Raw genomic sequence first — 13,152 nt, forward strand, 5'->3', positions numbered from 1 at the left:
TGATTTAAAAAAACACACGAACAACAGATGATTTAAATGCTGTTGCATACTGCAATACGAATATTTTTCACGTACAATCAAGAGCGGATTATTAATTTGTATTAAGAGAGTTATGGCTACACGCATTACCAACCAAAAGTTATCTAAAAGTAGTCGTGCGTGGATGAGAGAGCATTTAGATGATCCTTTTGTGAAAAAAGCACAAAAAGAAGGCTATCGTGCTCGTGCTGCGTATAAGCTACTTGAAATTCAAGAAAAATATAAAATGATTAAACCGGGTATGACTGTAGTCGATCTTGGTGCTGCACCAGGAAGTTGGTCACAAATTGCAGGAAAACTCGTTGGTGATAAAGGTTTAGTCATTGCTTCAGATATTTTAGAAATGGATGCTTTACCTGATGTTACCTTTTTGCAAGGTGACTTTCGTGAAGAAGAAGTTTTTGAAAAATTGTTAAATATTTTAAATGGACGTACTGTAGACGTTGTAATTTCAGATATGGCCCCCAATACATCAGGTAATAAGGCAGTAGATCAACCTCGTCAAATTTACTTGTGTGAGCTTGCACTTGATTTTGCGAATAAGGTTTTAGGACCTAAAGGGCAATTTGTAGTTAAGGTTTTCCAAGGGGACGGTTTTGATGAATTTCGTAAACAAGTCGTCAGTAGTTTTGATGTGTTGAAAACAGCGAAACCCGCTGCATCACGAGCACGTTCAAAAGAAGTTTTTTTAATTGGACAAGGTCGTAAAAAGGCTTCGCAGTAAGAATTTTTGATAAAAGAGAATGTGAATTTTTCTAAAGCATTTTCTTATGCATGTGTTATGTTTGAAATTGTTTCATGAAAGCTGTATCGGTTGAATAATGAGATAACATTATGCACCTGAAAGGCATTCTTGAAAAAAATTGAAATGAATCGTGTAATTCATGTATGAATTGTCAATAAGTCTTCTTGCCAAGTTGTTAAAAATTGTGCATTTTGTACGTTTTTAAAATTTATTGCGAAATTCATTACTCGCTTTTTTGTTAGGATCACCCTCTATGGGCATGGTCAAATTAGATTGATATGGGAATAAAGCTTTGAGCGATCTCTTCAAAAACGCCGTCTTGTGGCTTGTGATACTTGGTGTGCTGATTTTAATTTTCAGTAACATTAGTGACCGCAATAAGCCTGCAGCAATGAACTATTCTGAGTTTGTTACAGCGGTTAATGCAGGTCAGATTAAACAAGTCACTATTGATGGTGAAAGAATAAGTGGCGAAAAAACCAATGGTTCAGATTTTGAAAGTATCCGTCCTGCGGTTCAAGATCCTGAATTGATGCCTACTCTAATCAAAAATAACGTTGTTGTTGAAGGTACTGCACCTCAGCGTCAAGGTTTATTGATGCAGCTTCTTATCGCAAGCTTCCCTGTGCTTTTAATCATTTTGTTATTCATGTTCTTTATGCGCAACATGGGTGGTGGCGCAGGCGGTAAAAATGGTCCAATGAGTTTTGGTAAGTCAAAAGCAAAAATGCTTTCAGAAGACCAAATCAAAGTAACATTTACAGATGTTGCAGGTTGTGACGAAGCAAAACAAGAAGTTGTTGAAATTGTTGATTTCTTAAAGGATCCAGCAAAATTCAAACGCTTAGGTGCAACAATTCCTAAAGGCGTGTTGATGGTTGGTCCTCCGGGTACAGGTAAAACTTTACTTGCAAAAGCGATTGCAGGTGAGGCAAAAGTACCATTCTTTAGTATCTCAGGTTCTGATTTCGTTGAAATGTTTGTGGGTGTGGGTGCATCACGTGTGCGCGACATGTTCGAACAAGCAAAACGCCATGCACCATGTATCATCTTTATTGATGAGATTGATGCAGTTGGTCGTCACCGTGGTTCAGGTACAGGTGGTGGTCACGATGAACGTGAGCAAACGTTGAACCAAATGCTTGTAGAAATGGATGGTTTCGAAGGCAATGAAGGTATTATCGTTATTGCTGCGACAAACCGTGCAGATGTACTCGATAAAGCTTTACTACGTCCAGGTCGTTTTGACCGTCAAGTGATGGTAGGTCTTCCAGACATCAAAGGTCGTGAGCAAATTTTAAATGTTCACTTGAAGAAATTGCCTTCTGTAACAGGTGTGGATGTTAAAGTTCTAGCACGTGGTACGCCTGGCTTCTCAGGCGCACAATTGGCAAACCTTGTGAACGAAGCAGCGTTATTCGCTGCGCGTCGTAACAAGAACACTGTCGATATGCATGACTTTGAAGATGCTAAAGATAAAATCTACATGGGTCCTGAACGTAAGTCTATGGTGATTCGTGAAGAAGAACGTCGTGCAACTGCTTACCATGAAGCAGGTCATGCGATTGTTGCTGAAATTCTTCCAGGTACAGACCCTGTGCATAAAGTAACGATTATGCCGCGTGGTTGGGCTTTGGGAGTAACTTGGCAGTTACCTGAACATGATCAAACTAGCCATTATAAAGATAAGATGTTGAATGAACTTTCAATTCTTTTTGGTGGTCGTATTGCTGAAGAAGTATTTATTAACCAAATGTCGACTGGTGCTTCAAATGACTTTGAACGTGCAACGAAAATGGCACGTGCAATGGTTACGAAGTACGGTATGTCTGAGAAAATGGGCGTAATGGTTTATGAAGATGAAAATCAAAATGGCTTCTTTGGTAATGTAGGTAGTCGTACAATTTCTGAAGCAACACAACAAATGGTTGATCAGGAAGTACGTCGTATTTTGGATGAACAGTATCGAGTTGCACGTGAGATTCTTGAAAATAATAAAGATATCGCACACGCAATGGTAAAAGCTTTGATGGAATGGGAAACGATTGATCGTGATCAAATCCGTGACATTATGGAAGGTCGTGAACCACAACCACCAAAAGTTTATATTGCTGAAAATCCAGTCATTGATGTAACTCCAAATAATGGTCCATCAACACCTCCACCATTACCAGCAAATTAATATGTTGATGATGGTTAAAAGAGTCTCTATTTAGAGGCTCTTTTTTTATTCTATTTAAATTATTTATAGGGTGTAAAACATTTCAGTATTTTAAGGAGTGAACTTGTTAGAATATAGCAATGTAAAAATGGAGTGTTCTTATGCAGTTGATACCCTTAACTCAACGAGTTTTAAATTGTGGTACTTTGACATTAGATTTATCTAAACCACATGTCATGGGGATTTTAAATGTCACACCAGATTCGTTTAGTGATGGAGGAATGCATAATGAAGTTGAACAGGCGATTGCATTTGCTCAACAAATGATTATGGATGGAGCAACTGTAATTGATGTTGGTGGAGAATCAACAAGACCGGGTGCTTCTCCTGTTTCTATTGAGGAAGAGTTACAGCGAGTCATTCCTGTTGTGCAAGCATTGGCAAAATTAGATGTTGTTATTTCAATTGATACTTCTGAACCTGAAGTGATTAAAGCAGCCGTTCAAGCAGGTGCGCATATTTGGAATGATGTACGTGCATTAACACGACCTCATGCTTTACAAGTCGCGGCTGATTTGGACATTCCTGTGATCATTATGCATATGCGTGGTGAGCCGACCACGATGAATAATTTGGATCAATATCAAGATGTGACAACCGATGTCATCTATGAGTTAAAACAACGTGTAGCGGATGCTTTAGATGCAGGTGTGAAACCTGAAAATATTATGATTGATCCAGGCTTTGGTTTTGCAAAAAATGCTCAGCAAAACTTAAAACTATTGAATGAACTGTATAAGTTAAATGAAATGGGGTATCCAATACTTTCTGCACTTTCACGTAAGCGTTTTATTGGTGAGGCATTAGGTGGAGCAGATGCGCAAAATCGTGCGGTTGGGAGTGTTACTGCACATCTGATGAGTATTCAGCAGGGCGCATGTATGGTGCGTGCACATGATGTAAAAGCGATGCATGAAGCGATATTGGTATGGCAAGCAACTTTAGCAGCTGCAACTTAATTTTTAAATTTTGCTTAAAATAGTTATAAAATTTCACACAATGAGAACACAGTTCTTGTTGTGTTTTTTATTTTGGGATTTTTAGGTTTGATAATTTGTGTTTTATTTATTTAAGTATTTGATATTTATGGTTAATTTTAAAATTACAAAATGACTATAAAATCATGTCAACCAAATTCAAGTCTCATATTGCTAAAATACATTAATGTTATAATATAACAAATGAAGTATATCGATATAAATCAGAAAAATTACAAAATTTGAATTGAGGATTGAGTGATGAAAATGAAATACACAATTTTAGTAGCATCAATGATGACTGTACTACTGTCAGGGTGTTCTAAAAAAACCGAAGCACCAGCAAGTGATATGGCAGCTACAGAAGTCGTCGCAGCAGATGCGGTTGTAGAAGCAGAAGCCTATGGTTCTGAGGGAAATACTGAAAACTACCAAAAAAATGAACAAAATACAGTAAAAATTGTTGCAAAAGAGCCTGTGTCAACATTTAGTGCTGATGTAGATACTGGAAGTTATGCCAATGTACGACGTTTCCTGACACAAGACAAAACCTTGCCGCCTGTAGATGCAGTGCGTGTAGAGGAGATGATCAATTATTTTAATTATCATTATCCACAGCCTACAGGTCAACATCCATTTTTGGTCAATACTGAAACCGTAGATTCACCTTGGCAAGCCAATGCAAAAGTGATTCGTATCGGGATTCAGGCTAAAAATATTGATCAAAAACAGCTTCCCCCTGCAAACTTGGTATTTTTAGTTGATGTTTCAGGCAGTATGGACGAAGAGAAAAAGTTACCTTTAGTTAAAAAAACCTTAACAATTTTAACTGAGCAGCTTCGTCCTCAGGATAAAGTGACTTTAATTACGTATTCTGGACATGAGGAGGTTGTACTAGAGCCAACTTCGGGAAATGAAAAAAGCAAAATTTTAAATGCCATAAATGACCTTTCGGCAAGTGGTTCTACCTCGGGCGAAAGTGCGATTCAAATGGCATATAAAGAGGCGCAAAAATCTTTTATTCAAAATGGGATTAACCGTATTTTAATTGCTACAGATGGTGATTTTAATGTGGGGATTACAGATTTTGATACCTTAAAAAATATGATTGCTGAGAAGCGCAAAACAGGTATTTCATTTACGACTTTAGGTTTTGGTCGTGGTAATTATGATGAGCAGCTTATGGAGCAATTAGCGGATGCTGGTGATGGGAACTATAGCTATATTGATAATGAAAATGAAGCGAAGAAGGTATTAAAACAACAGCTCAGTTCAACACTGGCAACAGTGGCTCAAGATGTAAAAATTCAAGTTGAGTTTAATCCTGCCACAGTAAAAGAATATCGCTTGATTGGTTATGAAAATCGTATGTTGAAGCAAGAGGATTTTAATAATGATCAGGTTGATGCAGGTGATATCGGAGCTGGACATACAGTGACTGCTTTGTATGAAATTATTCCAACAGGTCAAAAAGGTTGGTTGGCTGATTCTCGTTATCAAAATGAGGCAAAAGCACAGGGAAGTAAGACGGAGTATGCTTATTTAAATTTACGTTATAAATTACCAAATCAAGCAAAAAGTATTTTATTAACTCAACCTATTTCTGCATCATCTAAGCCATTAACTCAGGCGAGTGGTGATACGCGTTTTGCGCTTGCCGTTGCAAGTTATGGACAGCAACTCACTGGCAGTAAATATGGTGGCTCAATGGGTTGGAATGATATTTTGCAACTGGCACAGTCAGCTCAGCAACCTGATGAATTTGGTTTGAAAGATGAATTTATTGGCTTGTTGAAAAAGGCAAAAAGCTTAAGTTCTGATAAACCTACAGTGCAACAAGTGAATCGAGCATCTTAATTTATGCAGGGAGAAGTTTGTTGTTTTGTATGCATTATGTTATATAGATGCGCTTAACGAATGCTAAATATTAGGTTCATATGTTTAACGATTTACTTCTCCCTATGTTTGACGATGAATATTATCCAGATATTTTGGTTGCTGAGGTCAAACAGGTCATTGAAGGTTTTGCAAAAAAAATTGCAAAATCAAGCCTAAGTGATGATGAACTTTATCATGTGGCACATAAAACTGTAGTGGAAATTAATAAAATGAAACCACAGTTTGAAGATCTTGATTCATCTTTAGATGATACTGCGGCAGATTATATTGCGGAAGCAATGATGATGGTGGCGCAAGATCAAGGTTATATGGATGTTGAAATGGAAGAATTAATTTCAAATAGAGAGTGGTAATCCGCTCTTTATTTTTTTTAAATTTTACTGATTGATTTAAACTCATTTTCAGCTCTATGAAAGTGGTCTTTTACACTAAAACTTCTCTTAAATACCATTCATAAAATCACAGTTACACTGAACTGCTTTATATTGTTGTGTTGATCATTTTTTCTTATTCATTCAATTCAGCTTTTCTTTGATGAGAATATCTTGCCTTATTCATTTTGATTAAAATTGAATAGAGTGAAGATGTTAAATAGCGAAAATGGGAATAATTGAAATACACCAGAAATAAATGATAAAATTTCAGGCATAAAAAAACCTGCATATTGCAGGATTCTTTATTGCACCATTTTAAGAAGTATTAAAATGGTGCCCGAGGCCAGACTCGAACTGGCACGCTTTGTGGGCGGGGGATTTTAAATCCCCTGTGTCTACCGATTTCACCACTCGGGCATGAGCGCAATAATAAAGAACAAAATAAAACTTGGCAAGTATATTTATGATTATTTGCTTTATTTTCAATCAATTCGAAAGTATCTGATTTAAAAAACAGCATTTTTGCTTAATTTTTTAAAAATTCGCTTATTGTTATATGGGATTATTCATTTTTTATTGCTGCATTAGATGGCGTATTTTGATGTATAGGTGAGTTTTGTTTACATTAAGCTATCCATATAAGCATCTAAATCAATGAATTTATAGTTTTTACACAATTCATTTTCATATTTTAATAGGCTGATATGTAATTCAAGATATTCGCTCAGTTGGGCTTGTGATTTTTTGGCTTCTGGTGAGCCTTTTTTAGCAAGCTTTAATTTTGATTTGGTCTTTAGGGCTTGTTTATATGACCAAAAGCAAGCACGACGAACTTGTTGCAAATAATAGTATTCAATGGTGCTGGTATGTGCTTTGAACATATTTTCTTTGTAAAATTTAACAAAGCCAAAGCTAAGTGCAAAGAAAAATAGAACGCCTTGTAAAAACATACTTTGTATAAAAGCAATATTAATGGTTTGTATAATAATGACAATCGCGAGTTTCAGCGGTACATTTTTAAACTGTTGGTATAAATGGGTTGAGCTATGTTTCATTTGTTTAATGATTAAAGGAACAATCAACATAAAAAATAGCATGATGACCAGAATCGCAATACCTTTAGATTGTGTTGCATCAAATTGATGAAAATGAGTTTCGATGAAATTACCTAATGCAAAATCAATACTGATAAAAATCATGGCAGCAAGAACCCAAGGAATGAGTTCGCGTAATTCATCCAAAATCCCTCTGGTTTTAATCTGACTATAAAATAAATAGTTGCGTTTAAAAGCTTGAGGATACTTTTTTTCTAATTGCTGTAAATAGAGTGCGGTCTGTTGGGTTTTGCTCATATTGCTCATGAGAAGTTAAATCGGGTAGAAATAGCTTCTTATCAAATTAGAAAGATTGGTCGGTGAATATTGTACGTGTTGAATAGAAATGAGGGCAAGAGATTGTCGATAATTACTGATTTTAAAAAATGATTATACAGAAAATAAATATAGTGGCTTTAAGATGGCTATATAATAATTGTATTTCAATGATTTAGTAGGTGTTTTGTTATAATTTGGGTGAAGGTTATAGAAGTTGAGGAATTTTAGGCATAAAAAAACCTGCATATTGCAGGGTTCTTTATTGCACCATTTCAAGAAGTATTAAAATGGTGCCCGAGGCCAGACTCGAACTGGCACGCTTTGTGGGCGGGGGATTTTAAATCCCCTGTGTCTACCGATTTCACCACTCGGGCTTACAAGATTGGAGGTAGGAGCCGGAATCGAACCGGCATTTACGGAGTTGCAGTCCGCTGCATCACCATTCTGCCATCCCACCGTGTCTTGGTGATGCACATATTAGCAACCTTTGAAAAAAAAACAATACTATATTTATTCGTATGCACATAAAATCAGCATATAGAATAAAATTGTCTAAATAATCATGTATTATTTGCAAAATTGATTCATATCTACCTTGGAGATGTGCCGTGGCATTAGTTTTAGATGGTCGTGCATTGGCAAAACAAATTGAAACTGACTTGTTAACTCGCGTTGAAGCGTTGAAAGCAAAAACAGGTCGTACCCCAATTCTTGCGACGATTTTGGTTGGTGATGATGGTGCTTCAGCAACTTATGTTCGTATGAAAGGTAATGCTTGCCGTCGTGTAGGTATGGACTCTCTTAAAGTTGAATTGGGTACAGAAACCACAACTGAGCAATTATTGGCTGAAATTGAAAAATTAAATGCTAATCCTGATGTACACGGTATTCTTTTGCAGCATCCAGTCCCTGCGCAAATTGATGAGCGTGCTTGTTTTGATGCCATTTCTTTAGAAAAAGATGTTGATGGTGTGACTTGTCTTGGTTTTGGTCGTATGGCAATGGGTGAAGCTGCTTATGGTTCAGCGACTCCTGCGGGCATCATGACCATTCTCAAAGAAAATAACATTGAAATTGCGGGTAAACACGCAGTTGTGGTAGGTCGTTCTGCGATTTTGGGTAAACCAATGGCAGCGATGTTACTTGAAGCAAATGCAACAGTCACCATTTGTCATTCACGTACTCAAAATCTTGCTGAGTTTGTCAAGCAAGCTGACATTATTGTGGGTGCTGTGGGTAAGGCTGAATTGATTCAAAAAGATTGGATCAAACAAGATGCAGTTGTCGTTGATGCTGGTTTCCATCCACGTGAAGGTGGTGGTGTTGGTGATATCCAACTTGTTGGGATTGAAGATGTAGCTTCTGCTTATACACCAGTTCCGGGTGGTGTAGGTCCAATGACTATTACTACTTTAATTCGTCAAACTGTGGAAGCTGCTGAAAAAGCATTGGGTTAATAGAATCCCTCCCCTTGCGAAGCAATGCTTCTCACCTTTGATAAAGGGAGGAGTTGCAAATCTTCAATTTGCAACAGTTTCCCCTCTTTTTAAAGAGAGGTTAGGGGGAGATTAAGACCTTACCCTAGCTCTCTCCTAAGAGGAGAGGGAATTTCATTGTGAACAATAATGAGATGCTCCTTCTCCCTTAGGGAGAAGGTTGGGATGAGGGCATTAATTAAATTAAGACCTCTCCCTAACCCTCTCCTAGTAGAAGAGGGGATTTTCAAGATTAAAATGAATTAAAAGAAATCTTATGAGCTGTACATTTCAATTTCAAAAAGCCCCACAACACTTACTCGATGCTTTGCATGAAGTAATTCCAAACTGTGAACTGCTTGCACAGCAGTTGCCTGAAACACCAATTTCTTTATGGCTCATTCCACCTGTTTTCCCAACAGACCGTTTGGATGATGAAGTGATTCGTCGTATTTGGAATGACACACCCTATTGGATTTTTTGTTGGGCTTCTGGCTTAGCGATGGCACAATGGCTGCTGGCAGAACCTCATCATGTGAAAGATAAAGTGGTGCTTGATTTTGGTGCAGGCTCTGGTGTAGTGGCGATTGCAGCAAAAATGGCAGGTGCAAAACGGGTCATTTGTTGTGATATCGACCAAGTCAGTCTAGATGCATGTCGTGAAAATGCATTATTGAATGATGTTGAACTTGAGTATTTAGATGATTTATACAAGGCTGAGCAGGTTGATGTTTTACTCGCAGCGGATGTCTTATATGATCAATGTAATCGCTTTTTCTTAGATGAATTTTTAAAATTTGCCCCAGAAGTGTGGGTGGCGGATAGTCGAGTGAAAAACTTTAGTCATGTTCATTATCAAAAGTTAGATGAGCGTAGCGCAACGACTTGGCCAGACTTAGACGAAGCTAAAGAATTTCGTAATGTAAGTTTTTATAAGACGCTGTAATCGCGCCTTATTTTATATCAAACGTTCAATAAACAATTAAGAACAGGTATAACGTACGACATGTAAAGTGCTTGGACGTGTTTCAAGTGCTTGACGTGTCGCATAATTTTCACTGCTATTCACACTTTGTGTGTTAGATAAGCCTAAAGATGTACGTGAATGTCCTAATTGAACACCATATTTTTCTTCAGATTCAGTGGCAGGATTGGCGATTTCATTGGTGCTTAAAACTGAAATTTTATAGGTTTTATTTAAGCCTAAAACTTTTTGACAAGCACGTTGTAATTTGTCGGCATCAATTTGTTGATTTGCTCGCCCTGCTAATGTGTATGCAAGAGTTGCGGAATTTTCACTTTGGTTTTCGATTTGGTAACCTGTTACACCATTAAATTGGCGTGGTGTGGTTTGACAAGCTGCTAACCCTAAAATAACAAATCCTAAACCCAATAATCCAATTTTTTTCATGTTTAGTTAATTCCACACTGTTGTTGTTTTAAGTATGCCATAGCTCTATCAATTAAACGATGACTGATTTGCTTGTTCAATTGAGTTAATTTTTTTTTAAATTTTTCATTCTTTTTTCTATTTTAGAAAATAAATTATAAATCATGCATATTTCACTGATTTTAAATGATGATGTTATAAAAATATTTGATATGGATTAAAACAAATTTGCATTTTTTATAAAAATGCAGCATTTTTAAACTAAATTAAAAGTAAAAATGAGCTTTAAAAATATGTGAATTTAAATTTTACGAACAGCAACTCAACCATCATGTGCATCTTGGGAGAATTATATGCAAGATAATTTAACGGTTTATGATTTGTGTGTCATTGGTGGTGGGATTAATGGTGTTGGTATTGCAAATGATGCGGCAGGGCGTGGCTTATCAGTTTTTTTATGTGAAAAAGACGATTTAGCAGGTCATACTTCTTCGGCGAGTAGTAAGCTTATTCATGGTGGTTTGCGTTATCTTGAATATAAAGAGTTTCGGTTGGTGCGTGAAGCATTGGCAGAGCGTGAGGTTTTATTAGCTAAAGCACCTCATATTATCCGTCCAATGCGATTTATCATGCCGCATCAACCTCATTTACGTCCTGCATGGTTGATTCGAACAGGTTTATTTTTTTATGATCATTTAGGGAAAAGAGAAAAGCTAGAAGGTTCTCAGGTCGTGCAATTTAAGCCTGAAAATAGCCCACTAAAAAATGAAATAACACGTGGTTTTGAATATTCAGACTGTGCTGTAGATGATTCACGGCTTGTGGTTTTAAATGCCATTCAAGCACGAGAACAGGGAGCAAAAATTGTTACACAAACACGTTGTAAATCAGCACAGCGTAAAGATGGTGTTTGGATTGTTGAATTAGAAAATATACAGGGTATTTACCAAATACAAGCTAAAGTATTGGTCAATGCAACAGGACCTTGGGTAGCCAAGTTTATTCAACAGGATTTAAATTTAAAATCACAATATGGCATTCGCTTGATTCAAGGCAGTCATATTATTGTGCCTAAAATTTATCAGGGTGATAAGGCATTTATTATGCAAAATGATGATCAACGTATTGTATTTGCGATTCCTTATTTAGGAAAATATACCTTGCTGGGTACAACAGATCGTGAATACACGGGTGATCCAAATCAGGTGGAAATTACTCAACAAGAAATTGACTATTTATTAGATGTTTCTAATGATCATTTTAAAATGCAGTTAACGCAAAGTGATATTATTCAAACATTTTCAGGTGTACGCCCATTATGTGATGATGAGTCGGATAATCCTACTGCAATTACACGTGACTATACTTTGTCATTATCACAAGAGCATGAAAATGAAGCACCATTACTATCGGTCTTTGGTGGTAAATTAACGACGTACCGTAAGTTGGCTGAATCTGCGATGGAGCATTTAAAAAAGTTTTTTCCAGACTTGGGGAAATCATGGACAGAAAAAGCATTATTATCGGGTGCTGAAAATTTAATCTCAATTGATGTGTTAAGTACTGAGATTGAAAATAAAATTATCGGTATTGATGCTGAAACAACAAGTCGATGGGCGCATGCTTATGGCACACGAGTTTGGAGGTTTTTGAATCATGTGACTTCAGTTCATGAACTAGGACAAGACTTTGGGCATGGCTTGTATGCGCAAGAAGTTGACTATTTGGTTGAATATGAATGGGCGGTCACAAGTGAAGATATTTTAAAACGTAGAACAAAGCTGTATTTGCAATTTGGTGACAGTGAGATGCAAGCTTTGGATGAATATTTACTTGACTTGCATGAAAGAAGATTGCAAAAAGATGTCGCATAATATGAAAAGGTCAGTAATTTGCTGACCTCTTTTTTAAATAAATGAGAATGAATTAAGTCCAATCAAAGGTAAATAAAACCCGTTTGGTTTCAGGTTGATAGAATATTAAAATGTCATCTGCACCATGTATACAGTATCTCCATCCTGGTACTGATGCGACAAAATAATAACGTCGCCCTTGATAATCATGAATTTCAATTTCTTCATCTGTTTTTTCATTAATATGAGTGACATTGAAATACTCATTGATTGGTGTATGCCAATTGCTTCTTGAGACTTCGCCTCCAAGCTGTTCAAGTAAAATTACTGGGTCATCATCAGGATATTTAAGTTGACATCGTGTAATAATTTTCCCTGTTTCTTTAAAGCGTGCTTTAAGCTCTAAATAATCTTGATGCATTTCTTGGCTATGTTGCTTTAACTCTTCATCACAATCAGGATTTTCAAGTTGGAAGTAGTTGGGATTGCCGAGCCATTCATACTGATTTTCATCATTTAATTGTAAAATAAACCAATTTTCATTGGCAAATTCATCTGCAAATTCTGTGGTTTCACTACCTATATAGCATTCATAAGGTTCTATTGGATTAATCAAATGAATTTTGCCTTGCCATTTTGGGTTGACCACAGATAAATCAATTGAAATCAGGGGAAGTAAGTGCTTGGCTAAAAATGCACTTTTAGGTGCAAAAACAGCTTCATTGTCTGGCAGTAAAGTTAAATAGGGTTGTATTGTGGTAATTTCTTCTAACATTGTAATGATGGATGTTGTTGTTGATGTAGGG

General features: G+C 36.6%; 11 protein-coding genes and 3 tRNA genes. 8 read left to right on the plus strand and 6 right to left on the minus strand.

Annotated features, from left to right (window positions below; translation table 11 throughout):
• Positions 1-112: 112 nt before the first annotated feature.
• The 5 genes from rlmE (at position 113) to C9E89_RS03415 (ending at position 6,234) form a co-directional block, all read left to right on the plus strand.
• Positions 113-763 (plus strand): 23S rRNA (uridine(2552)-2'-O)-methyltransferase RlmE, encoded by a 651-nt coding sequence (gene rlmE / locus C9E89_RS03395; RefSeq protein ID WP_107007025.1) that lies wholly within the window; start codon positions 113-115, stop codon positions 761-763.
• 313 nt (positions 764-1,076) lie between these two features.
• Positions 1,077-2,966 (plus strand): ATP-dependent zinc metalloprotease FtsH, encoded by a 1,890-nt coding sequence (ftsH, locus tag C9E89_RS03400; protein WP_107007026.1) that lies wholly within the window; start codon positions 1,077-1,079, stop codon positions 2,964-2,966.
• Positions 2,967-3,106: 140 nt separating this feature from the next.
• Positions 3,107-3,964, plus strand: coding sequence for a dihydropteroate synthase (gene folP, locus C9E89_RS03405; RefSeq protein WP_107007027.1), 858 nt, complete (start codon positions 3,107-3,109; stop codon positions 3,962-3,964).
• Positions 3,965-4,243: 279 nt separating this feature from the next.
• Positions 4,244-5,839 carry a vWA domain-containing protein gene (locus C9E89_RS03410; protein WP_107007028.1) on the plus strand — a complete coding sequence of 532 codons (1,596 nt, stop codon included), beginning with the start codon at positions 4,244-4,246 and terminating at the stop codon, positions 5,837-5,839.
• Positions 5,840-5,919: 80 nt separating this feature from the next.
• Positions 5,920-6,234: a DUF5713 family protein gene (locus C9E89_RS03415; protein WP_107007029.1), complete on the plus strand. Its 315-nt coding sequence runs from the start codon at positions 5,920-5,922 to the stop codon at positions 6,232-6,234.
• A 352-nt stretch (positions 6,235-6,586) separates the two neighbouring features.
• On the opposite strand, the gene C9E89_RS03420 is transcribed toward C9E89_RS03415, so the two are convergent.
• The 4 genes from C9E89_RS03420 to C9E89_RS03435 all read right to left on the minus strand — a co-directional run bounded on the left by C9E89_RS03420 (position 6,587) and on the right by C9E89_RS03435 (position 8,085).
• Positions 6,587-6,672: transfer RNA gene (locus C9E89_RS03420), tRNA-Leu, on the minus strand.
• A 203-nt stretch (positions 6,673-6,875) separates the two neighbouring features.
• Positions 6,876-7,607: a hypothetical protein gene (locus C9E89_RS03425; protein WP_107007030.1), complete on the minus strand. Its 732-nt coding sequence runs from the start codon at positions 7,605-7,607 to the stop codon at positions 6,876-6,878.
• Positions 7,608-7,916: 309 nt separating this feature from the next.
• Positions 7,917-8,002, minus strand: a tRNA-Leu gene (locus C9E89_RS03430).
• 9 nt (positions 8,003-8,011) lie between these two features.
• Positions 8,012-8,085: transfer RNA gene (locus C9E89_RS03435), tRNA-Cys, on the minus strand.
• Between the two features lie 151 nt (positions 8,086-8,236).
• On the opposite strand from C9E89_RS03435, the gene folD reads away from it, so the two are divergent.
• Together folD and C9E89_RS03445 are read left to right on the plus strand one after the other, a co-directional pair.
• On the plus strand, positions 8,237-9,085 hold the full coding sequence (gene folD / locus C9E89_RS03440) for a bifunctional methylenetetrahydrofolate dehydrogenase/methenyltetrahydrofolate cyclohydrolase FolD (protein ID WP_107007031.1): 849 nt from the start codon (positions 8,237-8,239) through the stop codon (positions 9,083-9,085).
• Positions 9,086-9,380: 295 nt separating this feature from the next.
• Entirely contained in the window at positions 9,381-10,049 is a 669-nt protein-coding gene (locus tag C9E89_RS03445; RefSeq protein WP_107007032.1) for a class I SAM-dependent methyltransferase, read from the plus strand.
• Between the two features lie 36 nt (positions 10,050-10,085).
• Here the strand turns inward: C9E89_RS03445 and C9E89_RS03450 are convergent, their stop codons facing one another.
• Positions 10,086-10,514: a hypothetical protein gene (locus tag C9E89_RS03450; RefSeq protein ID WP_107007033.1), complete on the minus strand. Its 429-nt coding sequence runs from the start codon at positions 10,512-10,514 to the stop codon at positions 10,086-10,088.
• A gap of 332 nt (positions 10,515-10,846) precedes the next feature.
• Between C9E89_RS03450 and glpD the strand changes: the two genes are divergently transcribed.
• Positions 10,847-12,367 (plus strand): glycerol-3-phosphate dehydrogenase, encoded by a 1,521-nt coding sequence (gene glpD / locus C9E89_RS03455; protein WP_107007034.1) that lies wholly within the window; start codon positions 10,847-10,849, stop codon positions 12,365-12,367.
• A 52-nt stretch (positions 12,368-12,419) separates the two neighbouring features.
• Here glpD and C9E89_RS03460 read toward each other — a convergent pair whose 3' ends face one another.
• Positions 12,420-13,121, minus strand: coding sequence for a hypothetical protein (locus C9E89_RS03460; protein WP_107007035.1), 702 nt, complete (start codon positions 13,119-13,121; stop codon positions 12,420-12,422).
• Between the last annotated feature and the right edge of the window lie 31 nt (positions 13,122-13,152).

Origin of the sequence: Acinetobacter sichuanensis, from assembly GCF_003024515.2 — a bacterium.
Taxonomy (GTDB): Bacteria; Pseudomonadota; Gammaproteobacteria; order Pseudomonadales; family Moraxellaceae; genus Acinetobacter; species Acinetobacter sichuanensis.

Bases quoted from the DNA above. Each gene is read 5' to 3' on its own strand.
- C9E89_RS03445 (WP_107007032.1), top strand. From the start codon at position 9,381: ATGAGCTGTACATTTCAATTTCAAAAAGCCCCACAACACTTACTCGAT.
- C9E89_RS03460 (WP_107007035.1), bottom strand. From the start codon at position 13,121: ATGTTAGAAGAAATTACCACAATACAACCCTATTTAACTTTACTGCCA.
- C9E89_RS03410 (WP_107007028.1), top strand. From the start codon at position 4,244: ATGAAAATGAAATACACAATTTTAGTAGCATCAATGATGACTGTACTA.
- glpD (WP_107007034.1), top strand. From the start codon at position 10,847: ATGCAAGATAATTTAACGGTTTATGATTTGTGTGTCATTGGTGGTGGG.
- C9E89_RS03415 (WP_107007029.1), top strand. From the start codon at position 5,920: ATGTTTAACGATTTACTTCTCCCTATGTTTGACGATGAATATTATCCA.
- folP (WP_107007027.1), top strand. From the start codon at position 3,107: ATGCAGTTGATACCCTTAACTCAACGAGTTTTAAATTGTGGTACTTTG.
- C9E89_RS03425 (WP_107007030.1), bottom strand. From the start codon at position 7,607: ATGAGCAAAACCCAACAGACCGCACTCTATTTACAGCAATTAGAAAAA.
- C9E89_RS03450 (WP_107007033.1), bottom strand. From the start codon at position 10,514: ATGAAAAAAATTGGATTATTGGGTTTAGGATTTGTTATTTTAGGGTTA.
- rlmE (WP_107007025.1), top strand. From the start codon at position 113: ATGGCTACACGCATTACCAACCAAAAGTTATCTAAAAGTAGTCGTGCG.